20 protein-coding genes and 1 riboswitch are annotated in these 21,891 nt (G+C 71.1%); of the genes, 14 read left to right on the forward strand and 6 right to left on the reverse strand.

All coding sequences use genetic code 11. The features are described 5' to 3' along the window. Positions 1–123 precede the first annotated feature (123 nt). Both ACH4PY_RS32060 and ACH4PY_RS32065 read right to left on the reverse strand, forming a co-directional pair. The gene (locus tag ACH4PY_RS32060) at positions 124–1,269 is read right to left on the reverse strand and encodes a hypothetical protein (protein WP_398191056.1); all 1,146 of its coding nucleotides are present in this window, start codon (positions 1,267–1,269) and stop codon (positions 124–126) included. 77 nt (positions 1,270–1,346) lie between these two features. Further along, on the reverse strand, positions 1,347–1,574 hold the full coding sequence (locus ACH4PY_RS32065) for a hypothetical protein (protein WP_398191059.1): 228 nt from the start codon (positions 1,572–1,574) through the stop codon (positions 1,347–1,349). A 201-nt stretch (positions 1,575–1,775) separates the two neighbouring features. On the opposite strand from ACH4PY_RS32065, the gene ACH4PY_RS32070 reads away from it, so the two are divergent. Next, positions 1,776–2,750: a carbohydrate kinase family protein gene (locus tag ACH4PY_RS32070; protein WP_398191061.1), complete on the forward strand. Its 975-nt coding sequence runs from the start codon at positions 1,776–1,778 to the stop codon at positions 2,748–2,750. Positions 2,751–3,054: 304 nt separating this feature from the next. Here ACH4PY_RS32070 and ACH4PY_RS32075 read toward each other — a convergent pair whose 3' ends face one another. Next, positions 3,055–4,428, reverse strand: coding sequence for a cysteine desulfurase/sulfurtransferase TusA family protein (locus ACH4PY_RS32075; protein ID WP_398191064.1), 1,374 nt, complete (start codon positions 4,426–4,428; stop codon positions 3,055–3,057). A 311-nt stretch (positions 4,429–4,739) separates the two neighbouring features. Here ACH4PY_RS32075 and ACH4PY_RS32080 point away from each other — a divergent pair, with 311 nt between their 5' ends. From ACH4PY_RS32080 to ACH4PY_RS32095, 4 genes are all read left to right on the forward strand, one after another. Further along, positions 4,740–5,732, forward strand: a complete 993-nt coding sequence (locus tag ACH4PY_RS32080; RefSeq protein WP_398191067.1) for a cytochrome c oxidase subunit II — start codon at positions 4,740–4,742, stop codon at positions 5,730–5,732. After that, positions 5,729–7,471: a cytochrome c oxidase subunit I gene (gene ctaD / locus ACH4PY_RS32085; RefSeq protein ID WP_398191070.1), complete on the forward strand. Its 1,743-nt coding sequence runs from the start codon at positions 5,729–5,731 to the stop codon at positions 7,469–7,471. Before ACH4PY_RS32080 ends, ctaD begins: the two co-directional genes overlap by 4 nt. Continuing rightward, positions 7,468–7,866 carry a cytochrome c oxidase subunit 4 gene (locus ACH4PY_RS32090; protein WP_398191073.1) on the forward strand — a complete coding sequence of 133 codons (399 nt, stop codon included), beginning with the start codon at positions 7,468–7,470 and terminating at the stop codon, positions 7,864–7,866. The genes ctaD and ACH4PY_RS32090 overlap by 4 nt, the downstream gene beginning before the upstream one ends. A 119-nt stretch (positions 7,867–7,985) precedes the next feature. Beyond that, a complete protein-coding gene (locus ACH4PY_RS32095) occupies positions 7,986–9,278 on the forward strand; it encodes an Ig-like domain-containing protein (RefSeq protein ID WP_398191076.1) in 1,293 nt (430 codons plus the stop codon). A 7-nt stretch (positions 9,279–9,285) separates the two neighbouring features. Here the strand turns inward: ACH4PY_RS32095 and ACH4PY_RS32100 are convergent, their stop codons facing one another. Then, entirely contained in the window at positions 9,286–9,714 is a 429-nt protein-coding gene (locus ACH4PY_RS32100; RefSeq protein WP_398191078.1) for a hypothetical protein, read from the reverse strand. 217 nt (positions 9,715–9,931) lie between these two features. On the opposite strand from ACH4PY_RS32100, the gene ACH4PY_RS32105 reads away from it, so the two are divergent. From ACH4PY_RS32105 to ACH4PY_RS32130, 6 genes are all read left to right on the forward strand, one after another. Next, positions 9,932–10,552 (forward strand): heme-copper oxidase subunit III, encoded by a 621-nt coding sequence (locus ACH4PY_RS32105; protein WP_398191081.1) that lies wholly within the window; start codon positions 9,932–9,934, stop codon positions 10,550–10,552. 83 nt (positions 10,553–10,635) lie between these two features. Beyond that, positions 10,636–11,445, forward strand: a complete 810-nt coding sequence (locus tag ACH4PY_RS32110; protein ID WP_398191084.1) for a c-type cytochrome — start codon at positions 10,636–10,638, stop codon at positions 11,443–11,445. Then, the gene (locus tag ACH4PY_RS32115; protein ID WP_398191087.1) at positions 11,442–12,509 is read left to right on the forward strand and encodes a Rieske 2Fe-2S domain-containing protein; all 1,068 of its coding nucleotides are present in this window, start codon (positions 11,442–11,444) and stop codon (positions 12,507–12,509) included. Before ACH4PY_RS32110 ends, ACH4PY_RS32115 begins: the two co-directional genes overlap by 4 nt. Then, entirely contained in the window at positions 12,506–14,149 is a 1,644-nt protein-coding gene (locus ACH4PY_RS32120; RefSeq protein ID WP_398191090.1) for a cytochrome bc complex cytochrome b subunit, read from the forward strand. Before ACH4PY_RS32115 ends, ACH4PY_RS32120 begins: the two co-directional genes overlap by 4 nt. A 124-nt stretch (positions 14,150–14,273) precedes the next feature. Further along, entirely contained in the window at positions 14,274–15,338 is a 1,065-nt protein-coding gene (gene trpD, locus ACH4PY_RS32125; protein ID WP_398191094.1) for an anthranilate phosphoribosyltransferase, read from the forward strand. 86 nt (positions 15,339–15,424) lie between these two features. Then, positions 15,425–15,541: riboswitch (SAM riboswitch) on the forward strand. 196 nt (positions 15,542–15,737) lie between these two features. After that, entirely contained in the window at positions 15,738–17,138 is a 1,401-nt protein-coding gene (locus tag ACH4PY_RS32130) for an aminotransferase class V-fold PLP-dependent enzyme (protein ID WP_398191096.1), read from the forward strand. Between the two features lie 199 nt (positions 17,139–17,337). Here the strand turns inward: ACH4PY_RS32130 and ACH4PY_RS32135 are convergent, their stop codons facing one another. Together ACH4PY_RS32135 and ACH4PY_RS32140 are read right to left on the reverse strand one after the other, a co-directional pair. Continuing rightward, on the reverse strand, positions 17,338–17,619 hold the full coding sequence (locus ACH4PY_RS32135) for an Lrp/AsnC family transcriptional regulator (protein ID WP_398191099.1): 282 nt from the start codon (positions 17,617–17,619) through the stop codon (positions 17,338–17,340). After that, complete coding sequence (locus tag ACH4PY_RS32140) at positions 17,616–18,395, reverse strand: rhomboid family intramembrane serine protease (RefSeq protein ID WP_398191102.1); 780 nt, start codon at positions 18,393–18,395, stop codon at positions 17,616–17,618. The genes ACH4PY_RS32135 and ACH4PY_RS32140 overlap by 4 nt, the downstream gene beginning before the upstream one ends. A gap of 117 nt (positions 18,396–18,512) precedes the next feature. Between ACH4PY_RS32140 and ACH4PY_RS32145 the strand changes: the two genes are divergently transcribed. From ACH4PY_RS32145 to ACH4PY_RS32155, 3 genes are all read left to right on the forward strand, one after another. Next, complete coding sequence (locus ACH4PY_RS32145; protein WP_398191106.1) at positions 18,513–18,812, forward strand: hypothetical protein; 300 nt, start codon at positions 18,513–18,515, stop codon at positions 18,810–18,812. A 92-nt stretch (positions 18,813–18,904) separates the two neighbouring features. Then, positions 18,905–20,371, forward strand: coding sequence for an NYN domain-containing protein (locus tag ACH4PY_RS32150; protein WP_398191109.1), 1,467 nt, complete (start codon positions 18,905–18,907; stop codon positions 20,369–20,371). 310 nt (positions 20,372–20,681) lie between these two features. Then, positions 20,682–21,719, forward strand: a complete 1,038-nt coding sequence (locus tag ACH4PY_RS32155) for an NlpC/P60 family protein (protein WP_398191112.1) — start codon at positions 20,682–20,684, stop codon at positions 21,717–21,719. Positions 21,720–21,891 lie beyond the last annotated feature (172 nt).

The following is a 21,891-nucleotide window of genomic DNA, read 5'->3' on the forward strand; positions in this document are numbered from 1 at the left end:
GCGAGGTACCGGGGCGGGGCGACCACCGTCTGCGGGGACCCCCCGCACTAGCCGCACCACCGGCCGGTGGTGGGCTGAGTGCGCGGCTCCCGCGCCCCTTCGGCGTGCCCCACGGCGCAGGCGCTAGCTCAGCGCCGACTGGGGGAGGACGTACGGGGTGGCGGAGCCCTCGGGCTCGGCGGTGAAGAGCCAGGACGGGACGAGGGCCTGGCCCCCGCCGGGGAGGAACTGCGGGGAGAGCCCGAAGCGGGCCTCGCTGACGTCCACCGGCACGCCCCGCGTACCCGGCGCGGTGGCGCACACCGTGGACGTGACACCCGCGTCCGTCATCGCCCCGCCGCGGCACCCCGTGCCGCCGGGATGCATGAGCTGCCGCCCCGGCAGCTCCTCGAACGCCCGCCGGGCGCCCACGACGCTCTTCCGCTCGCCCGCCGTGAGCTGCGCCAGATGCCCGTGCGCGCTGCCGATCACACCGTCCCCGGTGACGACGACCGAGGTCTCCCAGCCGCTCGTGGGCAGCCCGCCGACCACCGGGTTCACCGTCACCGTGCGGGACGTACCGGCCGTGCGCGCGGCGTCCACCTCCGCGCCGGACAGCCCGAGAACGCCGAGGACCGGCGCGGCCACCGCCCTCGCCCGCTGTTCGCCGACGGGTTCGCCGCCGTCCGCCGGGACGACGCCGCCGGGTCCCACGGGCGTGGCGCGGTACGTGTCCGGGCCGCCGTCCTTCGCGGGCGGCGGCACCTTCGGCTGTGCGGGCGGCGCGATGGTGCGCTGCCCCGGTACGCCCTGCCCGTTGCGGGCGTACGACCAGGTGCCGGACGCCTCCCTGCTGACCAGCAGCGCCGGGCCCGTACCGTCCGGTGCGCCGACCCGCCAGAAGCCGCCGTCGTCGACGACGGGCCCGGTCAGACCCAGCGCGGACGCGAGCCGGGTGACCGCGGCGCGGTCGGGTCCGGCGGCCGCGGGGCGGTACAGGGGTGTGGGACCGGGAACGTCGTCGGGCAGCGCGCCGGTGAGCCGGTAGGAGCCGGAGTCCGCGGGGAGCGGGGCACCGCTGCGGGCCACGGTCGGTTCGAGGTGTTTCGCTGTGACCGGGTGCGTGCCGCCCTCGGGGTCCCCGACGATCCCCAGGAACGCCGTGCCCGTCACGAACGCCAGCGCCGCGGCCACGGCCGCACCGATCATCAGCCGGCGCCTGCGGTCCGCCCGGTCACTCGGCCGGTCGTCGACGCCCGCCCGCTCGTCCTCGTCCTTCATCGCGCGCACCCCTCCGCTCCGTCACCGTTCAGGTGCCGATGGGACGCGGCGGCCCGCGCGCCGGTTCCGCGCCGCGGGAGGGGGGTTCAGTCCCCGTACTCCGCCATACCCGCCACCACGTGGGCGGACGCGGGCGGGACGGTGATGCCGTGCGGGCCCGCGGTCCGTTCGACCGGGGCGGCGGGGGCGGTGGTGTGCCAGTGCGCGGCCATCCTCCGGCAGTCGCCGATCAGCTCCTCCATCGAGTCGGGCTCGGCGAGCGGGGCGGGGGCGATCGGGGACGGGGTGGCCGTGCCGTGCGACGTAGCGCTCATACCCTCGACACTGGCACGGCCGGACCGGGGGAGAAAGCCCTACTATCGGGTAGTTTCTCCGGGTCGTCGGACGCCGCGTCCGCAACCCGGGGCAAAGCGCGGATGTCCGGGCCGCGCGGCGGATTGCCGGTAGCGTGGAGGACTGCCCGGACCCACGCAACCCCCCCGGTCCCATTCCCCCGTCACCAGGAGCCCGCCGCCGTGCGCATCGCCGTCACCGGATCCATCGCCACCGACCATCTGATGACCTTCCCCGGCCGCTTCTCCGACCAACTGGTCGCCGACCAGCTGCACACCGTCTCGCTGTCCTTCCTGGTCGACTCGCTGGACGTGCGCCGCGGCGGGGTCGGCGCGAACATCTGCTACGGCATGGGCCTGCTCGGCACCCAGCCCATCCTGGTCGGCGCCGCGGGCAACGACTTCGGCGAATACCGGGCCTGGCTCCAGCGGCACGGCGTCGACACCGCGTCCGTCCGCATCTCCGAGGTGCTGCACACCGCCCGCTTCATCTGCACCACCGACGCCGACCACAACCAGATCGGCTCCTTCTACACCGGCGCCATGAGCGAGGCCCGGCTCATCGAGCTGCAGCACGTCGCCGACCGCGTCGGCGGCCTCGACCTCGTCTCCGTCGGCGCGGACGACCCCGAGGCGATGATCCGCCACACCGAGGAGTGCCGCTCCCGCGGCATCCCCTTCGCCGCGGACTTCTCCCAGCAGATCGCCCGGATGAACGGTGACGACATCCGCGTCCTCGTCGACGGCGCCGCGTACCTCTTCAACAATGAGTACGAAAAGGGCCTCATCGAGACCAAGACCGGCTGGACCGAGGAGGACATCCTCGGCCGGGTCGGCGTCCGCGTCACCACGCTCGGCGCGCGCGGTGTGCGCATCGACCGCAAGGGCGAGGAGCCGATCGTGGTCGGCTGCGCGGAGGAGCAGGCGAAGGTCGATCCCACGGGCGTCGGCGACGGCTTCCGCGCCGGCTTCCTCTCCGGCCTCGCCTGGGGCGTCGGTCTGGAGCGCGCGGCGCAGGTGGGTTGCATGCTGGCGACTCTGGTCATCGAGACGCTGGGGACGCAGGAGTACGAGTTGCGGCGCACGCACTTCATGGAGCGCTTCACCAAGGCGTACGGCGACGCCGCCGCCGAGGAAGTCCGCGCTCACCTGAGCTGAGCTTCCCTCTGCGGGGGGCTCGCGGCTGCGCCGCGGGGCACCCGTTTCTCGGGCACGGCTGCGGCGGGCAGCACCCGTTTTTTCAGGGGCGCGGGGAACTGCGCGCTCAGCCCTCCACCGACCGGTGGTCCGGAGCGGACCGAACTGCCCCTTCGGGCCGGTCGACTGCCCGCGCCCCGGTGGGGGCTGGGGGCACCTCCCAGGCGAAGCTCTGGGGGAGCGCAGTTCCCCCGCCCCTGAAAACGCTCGCCCCACGGCGCAGCCGTGACCTGGAAAACGCTCACCGCCCTGCGCAGCAGCACGCTCACGTGCGGCGGCGGACGACATATGCGGCGCCCCGCGGAGCGGGTTGCGGACCCAGGTAGTCCTGGGAGCGCATCGCGCACCACGCCGGGATGTCGAGCGCCGCGGCCTCGTCGTCGGAGAGGACGGTGACCGTCCCCCCGACCGGGACCTGGTCGATGACCTTGGCCAGCTCGATCACCGGGATCGGGCACCGCTTGCCCAGCGCGTCCACGACGAGTTCCGCCGGGGCGGGCCCGGGGGCCGGGGCGGCGTCCGCCCCCGGTGCCCCGAGGTGGGCGCGGACCTCGGCGACCACCGACGGCAGCACGTCGAGGAAGCGCTCGACCTCCGGGCGCGGGGTGCCCGGCGGCAGCGAGACGCGGATGTTGCCCTCGGACAGCACGCCCATCGCCTTGAGGACATGGCTCGGGGTGAGCGTGCTGGAGGTGCAGGAGGAGCCGGAGGAGACGGAGAAGCCCTCGCGGTCGAGGGCGCCGAGCAGCGCCTCGCCGTCGACGTAGAGGCAGGAGAAGGTCACCAGGTGCGGCAGCCGTTCCGTGGGGTGGCCGACGACCTCGGTGTCGGGGACGAGTGCGGGCACCCGGGTGCGGACGAGGTCGACCAGCGCGGAGAGCCGCGCGGCCTCCTGCGCGGCCTGCGCGCGGACGGCCCGCAGGGACGCGGCGGCGGCGACGACCGCCGGGAGGTTCGGGAAGCCGGGGGAGCGCCCCGCCTCGCGCTCGTCGGCCGGGTGCGCGGGCGCGAACCGGGTGCCCTTGCGGACGGCGAGCAGGCCCACCCCGGGCGGCCCGCCCCACTTGTGCGCGCTGGCCGCGAGCAGGGACCAGCCGTCCTCCACCGGGCCCCAGGCCAGGGACTGGGCCGCGTCCACGAGCAGCGGCACCCCCGCGGCCCGGCACAGCTCGGCGATCTCACCGACCGGCTGGCGCGTGCCCACCTCGTGGTTGGCGGACTGGACGCAGGCCAGCGCGGTGTCGGGGCGCAGCGCCGCGGCGAGGTCGGCGGGGGAGATCCGTCCGGTGCGGTCGACGCCGACCGCGGTGGTGTCGTACGCCTCGGCGGCGTGCAGTACGGCGGAGTGCTCGACGGCGGAGACCACGACGTGGCGCCCGGTCCTGCGCCGCCCCGCCGTCGCCCCGGCAACCGCGGAGTGCAGCGCCACCGTCCCCGAAGGAGTGAAGACCAGCTCGTCCGGGCGGCAGCCGACGGCCTCGGCGGCGGTCTCCCGGGCGGCGTCCAGCAGCAGCCGGGCCCGCCGCCCCTCCCGGTAGAGCCGCGCCGGGTCGGCCCACCCCTCGTCGAGCGCGGCGAGCAGGGCCTCACGTGCGACGGGGTGCAGCGGGGCGGCGGAGGCCGTGTCGAAGTAGGGCATCCCCGCACGCTACCGCCGGGCCGGGCGCGTACCGTCGTCCGCGGTGGGGCCGCGTACCGCCGGGGCGGTGACGGCCGGGGCGGCCCGGCGGGCGGTCAGTGGGCGTCAGAAAGACGCCCTGAGCGCGGGATTCCATCCCTTCGGGGTGCGCCCCGGCGCGTTGGACCCCCTCCCCGCGCGACCCCAAATAGCGTCCAGTAGGGTTTGGTCCGCATAAACATCCACACCTCAATGCCTGCAGCTCGGGCCGACCGACCAGCACACGGCCGGAACACCCGGACGAGCGGGCGAGACTCTCGGGAAGGCGCTACGTGAGTCCCAACGGCTCCGACCTCCCCCACGGCCCCAAGGGCGTGGGAGGTTCCTCCACGTCACGGCGCGGGTTGCGGCGGAGGCTCCCGCAGGCGCTGGCTGCGGGCCTGGTCCTTGCTATGGCCACCGGTTGCTCCTACAAGGACTATCCCCGTCTCGGCATGCCGAGTCCGGCCACCGAACAGGCTCCGCGGATCCTCGCCCTGTGGCAGGGCTCCTGGGCCGCGGCGCTGGCGACCGGCGCCCTGGTCTGGGGTCTGATCCTGTGGAGCGTGATCTTCCACCGGCGAAGCCGCACCAAGGTCGAGGTCCCTCCGCAGACCCGCTACAACCTGCCGATCGAGGCGCTCTACACGATCGTCCCGATCGTCGTGATCGCGGTGCTCTTCTACTTCACCGCGCGCGACGAGAACAAGCTCCTCGCGACGTCGAAGAAGCCGGACCACGTGGTCAACGTGGTGGGCTTCCAGTGGAGCTGGGGCTTCAACTACGTGGAGAACGTCGACGGGAATCCGGCGACCGGTGCCACGGTCCCGTCCGAGCTGTCCAACATCCCGGCGAACAAGCTGCTCTTCCCGAAGGGCGCCGAGGGCGTCTACGACGTCGGCACCCCGGCGAGCGTGGACCCCGACACCGGTAACCCGGGCCCGACCCTGTGGCTGGCCGAGGGCCAGACCGTCCGCTTCGTGCTGACCTCGCGGGACGTCATCCACTCCTTCTGGATCGTGCCCTTCCTGATGAAGCAGGACGTCATCCCCGGCCACACCAACGTCTTCGAGGTGACCCCGAACAAGCTGGGCACCTTCATGGGCAAGTGCGCCGAACTGTGCGGCGTCGACCACTCGCGGATGCTGTTCAACGTGAAGGTCGTGACGCCCGAGCAGTACCAGCAGCACCTGAAGGACCTCGCCAAGGCGGGCAAGACGGGGTATCTCCCGTCCGGAATCGCCACGACGGGCAACGCGAAGAACTCGGAGCCCAAGACCACATGAGCATTCTCAACGAACCCCACGGGGCGGCTCCGGCCGACGACTCGTACGAGGACGAGATCCCGGCCCGTGTCAAGAGCCCCGGCTCCGTGGCCGTGAAGTGGCTGACCACCACCGACCACAAGACCATCGGCACCCTGTACCTGGTCACGTCGTTCGCGTTCTTCCTCATCGGCGGCGTGATGGCGCTGCTGATGCGTGCGGAGCTGGCCCGCCCCGGCAACCAGTTCATGTCGAACGAGCAGTTCAACCAGGCCTTCACGATGCACGGCACCGTGATGCTGCTGATGTTCGCGACGCCGCTGTTCGCGGGCTTCACGAACTGGATCATGCCGCTCCAGATCGGCGCCCCCGACGTCGCGTTCCCGCGGCTGAACATGTTCGCCTACTGGCTGTACCTGTTCGGCTCGCTCATCGCGGTCGGCGGCTTCCTGACCCCGCAGGGCGCGGCGGACTTCGGCTGGTTCGCCTACTCGCCGCTGTCCAGCGCGGTCAACTCGCCGGGTGTCGGCGCCGACATGTGGATCATGGGTCTGGCCTTCTCCGGCTTCGGCACCATCCTCGGCGCGGTCAACTTCATCACCACGATCATCTGCATGCGCGCACCGGGCATGACGATGTTCCGCATGCCGATCTTCGTGTGGAACGTGCTGCTGACCGCCGTCCTGGTCCTGCTCGCCTTCCCCGTGCTGGCCGCAGCGCTGCTCGCCCTGGAGGCCGACCGGAAATTCGGGGCGCATGTCTTCGATGCCGCTAACGGCGGGGCATTGCTCTGGCAACACCTCTTCTGGTTCTTCGGACACCCAGAGGTGTACATCATCGCCTTGCCGTTCTTCGGCATCATTTCCGAGGTCATCCCGGTCTTCGCGCGCAAGCCGATGTTCGGTTACATCGGCCTGGTGGCCGCGACCATCTCCATCGCGGGCCTTTCCGTGACGGTGTGGGCGCACCACATGTACGTGACCGGCGGTGTGCTGCTGCCGTTCTTCTCCTTCATGACCTTCCTGATCGCGGTACCGACCGGTGTGAAGTTCTTCAACTGGATCGGCACCATGTGGAAGGGCTCACTGAGTTTCGAGACACCGATGCTGTGGGCGATCGGCTTCCTGATCACCTTCGCCTTCGGTGGTCTGACCGGTGTCATCCTGGCCGCGCCGCCGCTGGACTTCCACGTGTCCGACTCGTACTTCGTGGTGGCGCACTTCCACTACGTGGTGTTCGGCACCGTCGTCTTCGCGATGTTCGCCGGCTTCCACTTCTGGTGGCCGAAGATGACCGGCAAGATGCTCGACGAGCGGCTCGGCAAGATCACCTTCTGGACGCTCTTCTTCGGCTTCCACGGCACCTTCCTGGTGCAGCACTGGCTCGGCGTCGAGGGCATGCCCCGCCGCTACGCCGACTACCTGGCGGCCGACGGCTTCACCACGCTGAACACGGTGTCGACGATCAGCTCGTTCCTGCTCGGTCTGTCGATACTGCCGTTCCTCTACAACGTGTGGAAGACGGCGAAGTACGGCAAGAAGGTCGAGGTCGACGACCCGTGGGGCTACGGCCGTTCGCTCGAATGGGCGACGTCCTGCCCGCCGCCGCGGCACAACTTCACCTCGCTGCCGCGTATCCGCTCCGAATCCCCGGCGTTCGACCTGCACCACCCGGAGATCGCGGCGATCGACGCTCTCGCGGGCCACACCGCGGGCGGCACGGCGATCTCCGGCACTGACAGCAAGGGGGCGGACCAGTGAAGATTCAGGCCTGGATGTTCGCCGGGTTCGCTGCCTTCATACTGGCGGCAGCCGTGGTCTACGGCCTCTGGTCGAAGGAGCCCGCCGGTACCACCGCGCTGTTCCTGGCGTTCGGTCTGTCCACGATGATCGCCTTCTACCTCGGCTTCACGGCCAACCGGGCGGACACCGGGGCCATGGACCGCGAAGAGGCGGACATCGCCGACGACGCCGGCGAACTGGGCTTCTTCAGCCCGCACAGCTGGCAGCCGCTGATGCTGGCCAGCGGTGGCGCCCTGGCCTTCATGGGCATCATCTTCGGCTGGTGGCTGCTGTTCTTCTCGATGCCGGTCATCCTCCTGGGTGTCTTCGGCTGGGTGTTCGAGTACTACCGCGGCGCCGACCGCACGCAGTGACCGCGGCCTGACCGCACCGCTGCCCCGGGCGGGCCGCGGCACCCCACCAGGTGCCGCGGCCCGCCCCTTTTGCACCCTTCCGCCGTGCGGAACCGGTGCGGCGTTCTTACGTTGAGCCCATGAGCCACAACTCACGACACCGGATAGCGCTGAGCTGCGCCCTGCTCGCGGCTCCCCTCGCGGTGGGGCTCACCGCATGCAGCGGCGACGGCAACCCGCTGGCGGCCCCGCCCCACGAGTCCGCGGCCAAGGTCGCGTACTCCATCGCGGACGGCGGCAAGGCCGACCCCAGCAAGCCGCTCAAGGTCACCGTCAAGGACGACGGCAGCCGCATCACCGACGTCACGGCCACCGACGGCGCCGGCCGCTACGTGGCGGGCAAGCTCAGCGAGGACGGCCTCAGCTGGCAGTCCACGACCGCGCTGGCCGCAGGCGCCCACTACACGGTCCGGGTGAGCACCGAGGACTCCGACGGGCACCCCGGCCGCAAGACGCTGACCTTCGACACCACCCCGGCGGACGCCGGCCTGCACGTCACCTTCGGCCCCGACGCGGGCACGTACGGCGTCGGGCAGCCCATCACCGCGGCGCTGAGCGTCCCGGTCAAGTCCCCGGCGGCGCGTGCCGTCGTGGAGGCGCACCTCCAGGTGAGCAGCAGCCCCGCCGCGTCCGCCGGCTCCTGGTACTGGGTGGACGACCGCACCCTGCACTACCGCCCGACCACGTACTGGCCCGCGCACGCGCGCATCACGGCCAGCAGCACGCTGGGCGGGGTCAAGGTCCAGGACAAGCTCTTCGGCGGCGCCGACAAGCCGCTCACCCTGCAGACCGGCGACCGCATCGAGGCGATCACGGACGCCGCGACCGACCAGATGACCTTCAAGGACGACGGCAAGGTCGTCCGCACCCTGCCCGTCACGACCGGCAAGCCCGGCTTCGACACCCGCAACGGCATCAAGGTGGTGCTCGCCAAGGAGAGCTTCGTCCAGATGAAGAGCTCCACCGTCGGCATCGCCGCGGGCAGCTCCGACTCCTACGACCTGCCCGTCTACTGGGCCACCCGGGTGACGTGGAGCGGTGAATACGTGCACGCGGCCCCCTGGTCCGAGGGCTCGCAGGGCTCCGCCAACGTCAGCCACGGCTGCACGGGCATGAGCACCGAGAACGCGCACTGGTTCTTCGACCACGTGCGCCCCGGCGACATCGTCCAGGTCGTCAACAGCCAGGGCCCCATGATGACGCCGTTCGACAACGGCTTCGGCGACTGGAACCTCGACGAGCCGAAGTGGCTCCAGGGCAGCGCCCTGGGCAAGGCCACCGCCCCGAGCGCGCAGCAGGGCTCGTCGTCCACGGGCGGTGGCCCGGCGTCACTGCTGTCGAACCCGGCCCGGCTGCGCCCCGAGACGGCCTGAGCGGCCGCTAGCGGGCCGCGACGGCCTTGGAGGGACCGTCCGCCCCGTGGATGCTGCGGCGCAGCAGCACGGCGAGCGTGTCGTTGAGCGCCACCGGGTCCACCGGGTGCGTCACGGCCGCGTCCGCGCGGCTCCAGGTGGCCAGCCAGGCGTCCTGCGGGCGCCCGATGAGCACCAGGACCGGCGGGCAGCGGAAGATCTCGTCCTTGATCTGGCGGCACACACCCATCCCGCCCGCCGGAGCCGTCTCCCCGTCCAGGATGCAGGCGTCGACACCGCCGTTGCCCAGCTCGGTCAGGACCGCGGGCAGCGTCGCGCACTCCACGAACTCCACCGGCGGCAGGTCCGCTGCGGGCCGGCGGCCGACGGCGAGCCGGACCTGCTCCCGGGTGTTGGCGTCGTCGCTGTAGACCAGCACCGTGGCGGTCGCCTGCATCCTGGCTCCTCGAAGCTCGTGAACGCTTTCTCAAGTGCTTGCCGATGCTACTCCCGCCGGGGCCGTCCGTGGAGGGGCCGGAGCACCCCCGGATCCGTCGGCACGTCCGGCCGTCGCCCGTCCGGGTGACCTCAACACCGCTGGACACGGTCGCGCGAAGGACCTTGACACACCGAAGGGGACCCCCGGAGTGAGCGCCAGATAAGCGACCGACATAATGACGGACGTGGCGACAGCAACAGCAGTAGAAACCGGGCACGCGCACCCGTCGGTCAACCGGCCGAACCTCACCAGCGTCGGGACCATCATCTGGCTGAGTTCCGAGCTGATGTTCTTCGCGGCCCTCTTCGCGATGTACTTCACCCTTCGGTCGGTCACGGGTGCCGACTTCTGGAAGGAACACGCGCATGCGTTGAACGTGCCGTTCTCCGCGACGAACACCACGATCCTGGTGCTCTCCTCCTTCACCTGCCAGATGGGCGTGTTCGCCGCCGAGCGCGGTGACGTGAAGAAGCTGCGCTCCTGGTTCATCGTGACGTTCGTCATGGGCGCGGTGTTCATCGGCGGGCAGATCTTCGAGTACACGAACCTGGTCAAGAAGGACGGGATCTCCCTCAGCTCGGACCCGTACGGCTCGGTGTTCTACCTGACCACCGGCTTCCACGGGCTGCACGTGACGGGTGGTCTGATCGCCTTCCTGATGGTGCTGGGCCGTACGTACGCGGCCAAGCGCTTCACGCACCAGCAGGCCACCGCTGCGATCGTCGTCTCCTACTACTGGCACTTCGTCGATGTCGTCTGGATCGGCCTCTTCGCCACGATCTACCTGATCAAGTAGTCGGTCGCGTACCACAGCACGGTGCCGGACAGGCACAACCACCCGAAGCATCGAGACAAGAGATCCTGACACCGGGGTAATCCGTGAAAAAGCTCTCCGCACGACGGCGCCACCCGCTGGCGGCGCTCGTCGTCCTACTCTTCGCGCTAGCGGCCACCGGGGGGCTGTACGCCGCGCTCTCTCCGGCACCCAAGGCGCAGGCCGACGACTCTTCCCAGTCCATCGCGATCACCGAGGGACAGAAGCTGTTCTCGGTGGGCTGCGCGAGCTGCCACGGCGCCCACGGCCAGGGCAGCTCCGACGGCCCGAGCCTGGTCGGCGTCGGCTCGGCGGCGGTGGACTTCCAGGTCGGCAGTGGCCGGATGCCCGCGCAGCAGCCCGGCCCGCAGGTCCAGAAGAAGAAGAAGCAGTACAGCCAGAAGGAAATCGACCAGCTGGCCGCGTACATCGCCTCGCTCGGCCCCGGTCCGGTGGCCCCGACGGCCGACCAGTACGACCCGGCCGGCGGTGACGTCGCCAAGGGCGGCGAGCTGTTCCGCACCAACTGCGCGCAGTGCCACAACTTCGTCGGCAAGGGCGGCGCCCTCACCGACGGCAAGTACGCCCCCACGCTGAAGGGCGTCGAGCCCAAGCACATCTACGAGGCCATGCAGACCGGCCCGCAGAACATGCCGTCCTTCCCGGACACGACGATGCCGCAGCAGCAGAAGCAGGACATCATCGCGTACCTGAACGAGGTCGACACCGCACAGTCCAAGAACCCGGGCGGCTTCACGCTCGGCGGCTTCGGCCCCGTGCCCGAGGGTCTGTTCGCCTACGTCTTCGGCCTCGGCACGCTGATCGCCATCGCCGCCTGGATCGCGGCCCGGACGACTAAGGCCAAGAAGTCATGAGCGAAACCGGATCCAACGACGTGTCAGAGCCACACGAGCACCTGCCGGCCACCGGCGGCGACCACGGTGCCGAGACGGAGGTCCACCGCGACCCGTTCGGCGACCCCGGTCACCCCGAGCACGAGTACCGCCGCCAGGACATCGACGAGAAGGCGGCGAAGCACTCCGAGCGTGTCGTCGCCGGGCTGTTCACCCTCTCGATGATCGGCACCATCGCCTTCATCGCGAGCTTCGTGATCTTCCCCGTGGGCAAGTACGTCTACATCTTCCCGTTCGGCCACGTCAGCGCGCTGAACTTCTCCCTCGGCCTGACGCTCGCCGTCGCGCTGCTGGGACTCGGCGCGGGCGCGGTCCACTGGGCCCGCACCCTGATGTCGGACGAGGAGATGGCCGACGAGCGGCACTCCGCGGGCGCCGACGAAGAGCTGCGCGCCACGATGGAAGAGCAGTGGAAGCAGGGCGTGCAGGAGAGCGGCTTCGGCCGCCGCAAGCTGGTGCGCAACACCATGCTCGGCGCGCTCACGCTCGTCCCGCTGTCGGCCGTGGTGATCCTGCGCGACCTCGGTCCGCTGCCGGAGGACAAGCTCCGCCACACCGCGTGGGCCAAGGGCAAGGCGCTGATCAACCCGAACACCAACAAGCCGCTGCGCCCCGAGGACATCGCCGTCGGCTCGCTCACCTTCGCCAACCCCGAGGGTCTCAGCGAGGACGACGAGGACTACCAGGAGCAGCTCGCCAAGGCCGCCCTGATGGTCGTCCGGATCAAGCCCGAGGACATCAAGGACAAGAAGGAACTCGACTGGTCCCACGAGGGGATCGTCGCCTTCTCGAAGATCTGCACGCACGTCGGCTGCCCCGTCAGCCTCTACGAGCAGCAGACGCACCATGTGCTGTGCCCGTGCCACCAGTCGACGTTCGACCTGTCGGACGGTGCGCGCGTGCTCTTCGGTCCGGCCGGGCACCGGCTGCCCCAGCTGCGTATCAGCGTCAATGGTGAGGGTAATCTGGTCGCCATGGGCGACTTCGAGGTTCCCGTCGGTCCGGCCTTCTGGGAGCGCGGATGAGTACATCGACTGAGACCGCCTCGACGAACACTCGCCGAGGTCCGAAGCCTGCGGGCCAGAAAGTCGCGGAGTGGACGGACGCGCGACTGGGGCTCTACAAGGTCGGCAAGGCCAATCTCCGGAAGATCTTCCCCGACCACTGGTCGTTCATGCTGGGTGAGATCTGCCTCTACAGCTTCATCATCCTCATCCTCACGGGTGTGTATCTGACGCTGTTCTTCCACCCCAGCATGGCCGAGACGATCTACCACGGTCCGTACGCCCCGCTCCAGGGCCAGCGGATGTCGGAGGCCTACGCCTCCACCATGCACATCAGCTTCGAGGTGCGCGGCGGTCTGCTGATCCGTCAGATCCACCACTGGGCGGCTCTGATCTTCCTCGCGGGCATGCTCGTGCACATGATGCGCATCTTCTTCACGGGTGCGTTCCGCAAGCCGCGTGAGCTGAACTGGCTCTTCGGCTGGACGCTGCTGTTCATCGGCTGCTTCGAGGGCTTCACCGGCTACTCGCTGCCCGACGACCTGCTGTCCGGCACCGGTGTCCGATTCGTCGACGGCGCGATCCTGTCCACGCCGGTCATCGGAACGTACCTGTCGATGTTCATCTTCGGCGGCGAGTTCCCCGGCCACAACTTCGTGCCGATCTTCTACTCGGTGCACATCCTGCTGTTCCCCGGCATCATGGCGGCCCTCGTGACCGCGCACATGATCCTCGTCGTGTACCACAAGCACACGCAGTTCCCGGGTGCGGGCAAGACCGAGAAGAACGTCGTCGGCATGCCGCTGCTGCCGATCTACACGGCCAAGGCGGGCGGCTTCTTCTTCCTGGTCTTCGGTGTCATCGCGGCCCTCGCGGCCATCGCGACGGTCAACCCGATCTGGGCCATCGGCCCGTACCGGCCGGACCAAGTCTCCACGGGCGCCCAACCCGACTGGTACATGGGCTTCCCCGAAGGCCTGATCCGCGTGATGCCCGGCTGGGAGATCAACGCATGGGGTCACACGCTCGTCCTGGGTGTGTTCATCCCGTTGATAATCTTCCCGCTGGTCCTGGTGGCCATCGGCGTGTACCCGTTCATCGAGTCCTGGATCACCGGTGACAAGCGCGAGCACCACCTGCTGGACCGCCCGCGCAACCGCCCGGTGCGCACCGGACTGGGTGTCGCCTGGCTGACGCTGTACTTCACCCTGCTCATCGGTGGCGGCAACGACCTGTGGGCGACGCACTTCCACCTGTCGATCGAGACGATCACCTGGGCCGTGCGGATCGGCTTCTTCGTCCTGCCGGTGATCGCCTTCTGGGTCACCAAGCGGATCTGCCTCGGCCTCCAGCGCCGGGACCGCGAGAAGGTGCTGCACGGTCGCGAGACCGGCATCATCAAGCGGCTCCCGCACGGTGAGTTCATCGAGGTCCACGAGCCGCTCCCGCAGGAGCAGCTGCACGTGCTCACCGCGCACGAGCAGCCGCAGCCGCTGGAGATCGGTCCCGCGGTCGACGAGAACGGTGTCGAGCGCAAGACCAGCCCCGTCACCAAGCTCCGGGCCAAGCTGTCGCGCGGCTACTACGGCGAGCACAGCCAGATCCCGAAGCCGACGGTCGAGGAGTACGACGAGATCACGAGCGGCCACGGTCACCACTGACCCGTACGCCCGCTGATCCACCCGCCGGGTGGGCCCCTTCCGGGGCCCACCCGGTTTTCGTGTCCCGATAAGGTGTGCGGCGGGGGAGGGCGAGGGCCCTCCGCAAAGCGCAGGAGCGTGGACCATGAGCGTTGTGAACCCGGCAGGCGGCGGCACCGGGACGCACCGGTCCTGGCCCGACGTGCTGACCGCGCTGATCGAGCGGCGGGACCTCGACGCCGAGGACACCGCGTGGGCCATGGACCAGATCATGACCGGCAGCGCCACCGACGTGCAGATCGCCGGCTTCGCGGTCGCGCTGCGCGCCAAGGGGGAGACGGTCGAGGAGGTCACCGGCATGGTCCGGGCGATGTACGCGCACGCCCGCACCATTGAGGTGCCCGGCCCCACCGTCGACATCGTCGGCACCGGCGGCGACCGGGCCAAGACGGTCAACATCTCCACCATGTCCGCCATAACGGTCGCCGGCACCGGTGCCAAGGTCGTCAAGCACGGCAACCGGGCCGCCTCCTCGGCGAGCGGGGCCAGCGACGTGCTGAGCCACCTCGGGGTGAACCTGGACCTGCCGCCGGACCGGGTCGTGGAGGTCGCGGAGGAGGCGGGCATCACCTTCTGCTTCGCCGTCAAGTTCCACCCCGCCCTGCGGCACGTGGGCACCGCGCGCGGCGAGCTGGGGGTCGCGACGACCTTCAACTTCCTCGGCCCGCTCACCAACCCCGCCCGGGTACGGGCCCAGGCGACCGGCGTCGCCAACGCCCGCGTCGCGCCCATCATGGCCGGGGTGCTGGCCGAGCGCGGCTCGTCCGCGCTGGTCTTCCGCGGCGACGATGGACTGGACGAACTCACGACCACCGACACCTCCCAGGTGTGGTGGGTCCGCGACGGCAAGGTCACCCAGCAGTCCTTCGACCCGCGCGACATCGGCATCGGCCTGGTGCCCGTCGAGGCGCTGCGCGGTGGCTCCCCGGCGCAGAACGCGGACGTCGCCCGCCGTGTCCTGGCCGGTGAGACCGGCCCGGTCCGCGACGCGGTGCTGCTCAACTCCGCGGCCGCGCTCGTCGCTCTGGAACCCGGCAACGGGACGCTGGAGGAGCAGCTCGCCGCCGGTGTCGAACGGGCCGCCCAGTCGCTGGACTCCGGGTCGGCCGCCGCGGTGCTGGAACGCTGGGCGGCGGCCAGCAACGCCTGACCCCGACGCCACCGCCCCGGCAAGGCGCTGTCCGTACTGCGGACGGCGCCTTGCGCGTGTGCGGGGCTGTGGCAGAATCCCTCTCAGGTCACGAGTGACAGCGCAAAGGCCCCGGCTCGCTGTCCGGCAACCCTCCGTCCGAGGCGGGGTGCCCCGGGTGATGACCAGGCTGTGAGCAGCAGGGCTCGCAGCAAGCCGGACAGGGGAGTTCTCTCATGCGCAAGCGAATGCGATAGGGCCTTTCGGCCCCGGTCCCGCCTACCCGCGGTGCCGTCCAGTGCACCGGTACCACCTCGTCCGCTGCCCATTCCACGCCGTTCGACGCCGCTCGCCCGCGCAGGCCCGCCGCCTGCCGCCGAGGCGCGCCGCCGTCCGCTGCTCTCGTGCCAGGAGACCGCCATGACCGCGCCCACCGTGTCCGCCGCCGCCACCGAAGCCACCGGTTCCGCCGACCCCGCCTGTCCCGAGCCGCTGCCCGTGCTCGGCCGGGACGTCACCGTCCCGCTCGTCACCGGCACCGACGTCACCTACGCGGCCCTCGACTACGCCGCCAGCGCCCCGGCCCTCCAGCGGGTGTGGGACGACGTGGCCGCCTACGCCCCCTACTACGGCAGCGTGCACCGCGGCGCGGGCTACCTCTCCCAGCTCTCGACCGACCTCTTCGAGCAGAGCCGCGCCACGGTCGCCGAGTTCCTCGGCTGCCGCCCCGGCGACCAGGTCGTCTTCACCCGCTCCACCACCGACTCGCTCAACCTGCTGGCCGCCGCGCTGCCCACGGGGACCCGGGTCTTCGTCTTCGAGACCGAGCACCACGCCGCCCTGCTGCCGTGGCAGCGCGCGGACGGCGCCGAGGTCGTCTGCCTCGCCGCCCCGCACACCCCCGAGGAGGCCGTGGCCGCCCTCGACGTCGCCCTGCACGGCGCGCCCAAGGGCCCCAAGCTGGTGTGCGTCACCGGTGCCTCCAACGTGACCGGCGAACTGTGGCCGGTCCGTGAACTGGCCGCCGCCGCGCACCGGCACGGCGCCCGCATCGTGCTGGACGCCGCGCAGCTCGTACCGCACCAGGCCGTGGACATCACCGCGCTGGACGTCGACTGGGTCGCCTTCTCCGGCCACAAGCTCTACGCGCCCTTCGGCTCCGGCGTCCTCGCCGGCCGCGCCGACTGGCTGCGCGAGGCCGAGCCCTACCTCGCGGGCGGCGGCGCGACCCGTACCGTCGTCCGCCGGGCCGACGGGACGGTCGAGACCGAGTGGCACACCACCGTCGCCCGGCACGAGGCCGGATCGCCCAACGTCATCGGCGCCTACGCGATCGCCTCCGCCTGCCGCGCCCTCACCGAAGCGGGCTTCGACCGGCTCGAAGCGCGCGAGCAGCACCTGCTGAAGGAACTGCGGGACGGGCTCGCCGCGATCCCCGAGGTCCGGGTGCTGTCGCTCTTCGGCGAGGACTCCGCCCGGGTCGGCGTGCTCAGCTTCGTCGTCCGTGGCTGGAACAGCTCGCACCTCGCGGCTGCGCTCTCCGCGGAGTACGGCATCGGGGTACGGGACGGGCTCTTCTGCGCCCACCCCCTCGTCCGCCGCCTCCTCGGCACCGACACGGAGGACCTGGGCGCGTGCGGATCCCCCGACCCGGGGGCGGGGTTCAACGGCAACGCGATGCGGGTGAGCTTCGGCGCGGGCACACCGCGGGAGGACGTCACCCGGTTCGTGGCGGCCCTCACCACCCTCGTCCGCGAGGGGGCGGCCTGGACCTACGCCACGGAGTCCGGCCGCTGCGTGCCGGTCGCCCCGGGGGCTTGATCCGGGAGAGCTGCCCTCTGCGGAGGGCGGTGCGCGTTTTTCAGGGGCGCGGGGAACTGCGCGGCAAGCCCCCACCGGGGCGCGGGTAGTCAACCGGCCCGAAGGGGCAGTTCGGTCCGCTCCGGACCACCGGCCGGTGGTGGGCTGAGCGCGCAGTTCCCCGCGCCCCTGGTGGTTACCCGGCGGCGTAGCCGCATGCTCAGGCGTCGAGGCCGATCGCGAAGGCGGCTTCGAGGTCGTGCTGGGAGTACGTGCGGAAAGCCACATGCGTGTCCGTGGCCTCGACGCCGGGGATCTTGCTGATGCGGCCGGGAATGATGTCGGCCAGCTCGTCGTGCTTGCCGACGCGGACGAGGGCGACGAGATCGTACGTGCCGGTCACCGAGTAGACCTCGCTGACGTTGTCGAGCGCGGCGATCGACTCGGCGATCTCGGGGATCTTGTCCACGGTGGTCTTGATGAGCACGATCGCGGTGATCACGGCTGCGCGTCTCCTTGGGTCGTCCCGGCGATGACGCTCAGCTTAGACCGGGGCCGGTAGCAGGCCCACGCCCAGCAGAAGCCGAGGGCGAAGCCCACCACGTGGGCGAGGTAGGCCACCCCCGGGCCCGCGGCGGCGGACTGAGCGGCGAACCACTGGAGCACGAACCAGAAGCCGAGCACCACCCACGCGGGGAAGCGCAGCGGGACGAAGAAGAGGAAGGGGAACAGGCTCGTGACCCGGGCCCGGGGATAGAGGTAGAGGTACGCCCCGAGGGCGCCGGAGATCGCGCCGGACGCGCCGACGAGGCTCTGCGTGTCGGTGGTGTGGGCGAGGGCGAAGCCGTACGTGGCGAGGTAGCCGGCGGCGAGGTAGAAGAGGGCGAAGCGCACCCGGCCCATGCGGTTCTCGACGTTGTCGCCGAAGACGTAGAGGAAGAGCATGTTGCCGATCAGATGCAGCCAGCTGCCGTGCAGGAACATCGACGTGAACACGGAGAGGTACGGCGACAGCGGGTACGGGTCGGCGCCGCCGCAGCCGGCGGGCAGCCCGAGGGCGGCCGCGGAGGGGCGGGTGTGGAACAGCTCGGCGGGGACCACGCCCCAGCGGTCGAACCAGAGTGCCTGGCGGCAGGCGAGGGTGTGCCCGGTGCCGTAGGCAGGGAGGAAGCCGGACAGCGGGCCGAGCAGGAAGACGGCGGTGCACAGGGCGATCAGCCCGTACGTGACGACCGGCGTACGGCGGACCGGGTTCTTGTCGTACACCGGGATGACCATGGATCGATCATGACGCAGCGGGTGTAACGGACATAGGCCGCCTCGCCGCAGCGCGGCCTGTGCGAAAGGCCGTAGGGTGACCGGGACGCACGCTCCCGACAGGAAGAGGTACCAGCCATGCCGGTTCCCCTGCCGACCGCGACCACGCGGTGGCGCTGCACGCTGTGCGGAAACCTGACGCGTTTCGACGTCACCCGCTCCTCGCGGGTCGTGGAGTACGTGCACCTGGACCTGGCGGGCGAGCCGTCCGTCGAGGAGACCGAGGTGCTGTCCGAGACCGTGGAGTCGGTGCGCTGCCGCTGGTGCAACGCGGTGGACCGGATCGAGCTGGTCGACCGCCCCGGCGCGGCCGCGGACGGTGACGACGGGAACAGCAGTGCGGAAAGTGCCGCCGGGAGCGGTTCCGCGTCTGGCTGAGGTCCGGACGGGGACAATAGAAGCAGGCGTTGTCATCGAAGGGGGCCGGGAGGACGCCGAGGGTGGTCGGCAGATTCGGACGGGAGTGACTGGTGGACGGAAGCGGCGGTTTTCCGCGCCCCGGGACGGACGGGGCCGCGGCGGAGCCTGCCGGGCCGTCGGCCGGTGAGCCGTCCGGTGCCGGCGCTGCGGAGCAGACCGGCCCGCCCGAGCCCTCCGACGAGCACGGCGGCCCCGACGAGCCCGCGCTCGACCGGCCGCTTCCCGAGGGCGTACGCCACCGGGTGGTGGCCATCGCCGCCGACGCCTTCGGCGGTTTCACCTACCAGGAACTGCCCGTCTCGCTGCGCCCCTACGCCCGCTTCACGCCCAGCCGCCGGGTGAAGTACGCCGGCACCGCGCTGGCCGCGGCCCTGGAGCACGACCCGGCCTTCCGGCAGCGGGTGGCGGGCAAGCTGCGCGAGACGCAGGCCGAACTCGCGGGGGCGCTGGAGGACGGCACCCCGCCGCCCGCCGCCGACCCGCTGGACGTCGCCGCCGCCGCGTATCTGCTGCGCCCGGCGGGCTGGGCGAAGCTGGTGGCGACCGCGGGGGAGGAGGCGCAGCGCGCCGACGCCGAGCGGGCCGACGAGGAGGCGCTGCGCGAGCTGGCCGCGCTGCGTACCGAGGTCGAGGCGCTGCACGAGCACGGCAGGGCCGAGGCCGCGCGGGCGAGGGCCGAGCTGGAGTCCGTACGCAAGGAGGGCGACGCGCTGCACCGCAAGCTGCGCAGCGCCCTCAGCGACGTCAAGCGCGCGGAGGCCGCGCAGCGGCGTCTGCAGGCGGAGGTCGACGAGCTGCGTACGGCGGCCGCGCAGGAGCGGGCGGCCGCCGACAGCGAGGCCCGCCGGCTGCGCGCCCGGCTCGCGGAGGCCGAGGCGGCGGTCGAGGCCGGCCGCCGGGCGGCGCGCGAGGGGCGCAGCGTGGAGGACGTCCGGCTGCGGCTGCTGCTCGACACCGTGCTGGACGCGGCCTCCGGGCTGCGCCGCGAACTGGCCCTGCCGCCGCGGGACACCATGGGGGTGCTGCCCGCGGACACCGTGGACGCGGTCGCACCGGGGACGTTCAGCGCGCGGGACATCGCCACCCGGGCGCTGTCCGCCGACGACCCGGCGCTGCTGGACCAGTTGCTGGCGCTGCCGCAGGCGCATCTGGTCGTCGACGGCTACAACGTGACGAAGACCGGCTATCCGGCGCTGCCGCTGGAGAAGCAGCGGCTGCGGCTGCTCGGCGGGCTCGCCGCGCTCGCCGCGCAGTCCGGCGCCGAGGTGACGTGCGTCTTCGACGGCGCGGACCTGGACATGCCGGTGCTGCTGGCGCCGCCGCGCGGGGTGCGGGTGCTGTTCAGCAAGGCCGGGGAGACCGCGGACGAGCTGATCCGGCGGCTGGTGCGGGCCGAGCCGCCGGGGCGGCAGATCGTCGTCGTCTCCGCGGACCGCGAGGTCGCCGACGGTGTCGCCAAGGCCGGGGCCCGCCCGGTCGCCTCGACGCTGCTGCTGCGCCGTCTCGCCCGGGTCTGACTCCGGCCGTCCGGGGCCGAACGCGGTACCTCCGCGGGCCCGTTCACCCTGCTCGTACGCCCGTGCGGGCGTTCACTAGCGCACCAGTGCGCACGCTGTGTCAATCGGTCATCACGCTGTGTCGAAAGCATGTAAAGAAAACTTGAACCGGTCGAGATTTTGCCTTCCGGGATTTGAACCGATCACGGAAAGGTCACTAAGGTCAGGCCTCGTACCTCCGCGCAGTCGATCATCCAATCCGGATGGCGCTCGGAGGCCGCCCGCCAGTCGTCAACCGGTAGGCGGCTGAAGGAAGAAGGAGCTCGCCTTCGTGGCGTCCCACCGTCGACCCAAGCCGGCAAGCCGCACGCGCGTGACCGTGCTGACCGCGACCGCAGCGGCGGCCGTCGCACTGTCCGCCCAGGCTGCCAACGCCGCCCCCGCCAAGCCGAGCAAGCCCACCACGGTCAAGGACGCCAAGGCCCAGGTGGACGTGCTCTACACGCAGGCGGAGCAGGCCACCGAGAAGTACGACGCGGCGAACGAGAAGCTCAAGTCGCTCCAGACCGAGGCGAGTTCCCTTCAGGACCAGGTGGCCCGGCAGCAGGCGCACCTCAACACGCTGCGCGACAGTCTCGGCGTGATCGCGGCATCGCAGTACCGGACCGGCGGAATCGACCCGTCGCTCCAGCTCTTCCTCTCGTCCAACCCGGACAGCTACCTCGACCAGGCCTCCGCGCTGGACCAGGTCAGCTCGATCCAGAGCAGCGCCCTCACCCAGCTCCAGGACGCCAAGCGGACCCTGGACCAGGAGCGGGCGCAGGCCACGGCGAAGCTCGCCGAACTGGAGTCCACCAAGACCGAGCTGGCCAAGCGCAAGACCGAGGCCAAGGACAAGCTCGCGCAGGCGCAGTCCATCCTCAACGGGCTCACCAGCGCGCAGCGCCAGCAGATAGCCAACGACCAGGCCCGCGCCAACCGCGACACCGGCCGCGCCCCGCTCGGCGGCACGGCCGCCAGCAAGTACGCGTCCAGCGCTTACGCCTTCGCGCAGAGCAAGCGCGGCGCCTCCTACGTCTACGGCGGCTCCGGCCCCACCACCTTCGACTGCTCCGGCCTCACCTCCTGGGCCTACCGCCAGGCCGGGGTGTCCATCCCGCGCACCGCGGCCGAGCAGGCCAACGCCGGAACGCGCATCTACTCCAAGTCCGACCTCAAGGTCGGCGACCTCATCATCTTCTACAGCGACCACCACCACGTCGGCTTCTACGCCGGCGACGGCATGGTGCTGCACGCCCCCAAGCCGGGCACGGTCGTGCGCTACGAGGCGATGAGCGACATGCCCTTCCAGTTCGGCGTCCGCATCTGAGCGTCACCCCCTCCTGTCGGGGTTGACCCGCACCACCGCCCGGACGCTACGGCGTTCGGGTGGTGCCGTTTTCGGCCCTGGCCGCCCGTGATCCCGCTGACCTGCGGTGCGACCACCCCCGCGCAGATGTGCGGTTCGCCCGGGTGTCCCTCGTGTTTGTACGGTACGTGCC

This window comes from Streptomyces sp. NPDC021224 (genome assembly GCF_044332905.1).
GTDB lineage: Bacteria > Actinomycetota > Actinomycetes > Streptomycetales > Streptomycetaceae > Actinacidiphila.

What these genes read in the sequence shown, in the direction of transcription:
- ACH4PY_RS32105 (WP_398191081.1), top strand. Translation starts at nt 9,932, where the DNA reads ATGACGGACGTGGCGACAGCAACAGCAGTAGAAACCGGGCACGCGCAC.
- ACH4PY_RS32065 (WP_398191059.1), bottom strand. Translation starts at nt 1,574, where the DNA reads ATGAGCGCTACGTCGCACGGCACGGCCACCCCGTCCCCGATCGCCCCC.
- trpD (WP_398191094.1), top strand. Translation starts at nt 14,274, where the DNA reads ATGAGCGTTGTGAACCCGGCAGGCGGCGGCACCGGGACGCACCGGTCC.
- ACH4PY_RS32075 (WP_398191064.1), bottom strand. Translation starts at nt 4,428, where the DNA reads ATGCCCTACTTCGACACGGCCTCCGCCGCCCCGCTGCACCCCGTCGCA.
- ACH4PY_RS32140 (WP_398191102.1), bottom strand. Translation starts at nt 18,395, where the DNA reads ATGGTCATCCCGGTGTACGACAAGAACCCGGTCCGCCGTACGCCGGTC.
- ACH4PY_RS32115 (WP_398191087.1), top strand. Translation starts at nt 11,442, where the DNA reads ATGAGCGAAACCGGATCCAACGACGTGTCAGAGCCACACGAGCACCTG.
- ACH4PY_RS32145 (WP_398191106.1), top strand. Translation starts at nt 18,513, where the DNA reads ATGCCGGTTCCCCTGCCGACCGCGACCACGCGGTGGCGCTGCACGCTG.
- ACH4PY_RS32120 (WP_398191090.1), top strand. Translation starts at nt 12,506, where the DNA reads ATGAGTACATCGACTGAGACCGCCTCGACGAACACTCGCCGAGGTCCG.
- ACH4PY_RS32100 (WP_398191078.1), bottom strand. Translation starts at nt 9,714, where the DNA reads ATGCAGGCGACCGCCACGGTGCTGGTCTACAGCGACGACGCCAACACC.
- ctaD (WP_398191070.1), top strand. Translation starts at nt 5,729, where the DNA reads ATGAGCATTCTCAACGAACCCCACGGGGCGGCTCCGGCCGACGACTCG.
- ACH4PY_RS32130 (WP_398191096.1), top strand. Translation starts at nt 15,738, where the DNA reads ATGACCGCGCCCACCGTGTCCGCCGCCGCCACCGAAGCCACCGGTTCC.
- ACH4PY_RS32095 (WP_398191076.1), top strand. Translation starts at nt 7,986, where the DNA reads ATGAGCCACAACTCACGACACCGGATAGCGCTGAGCTGCGCCCTGCTC.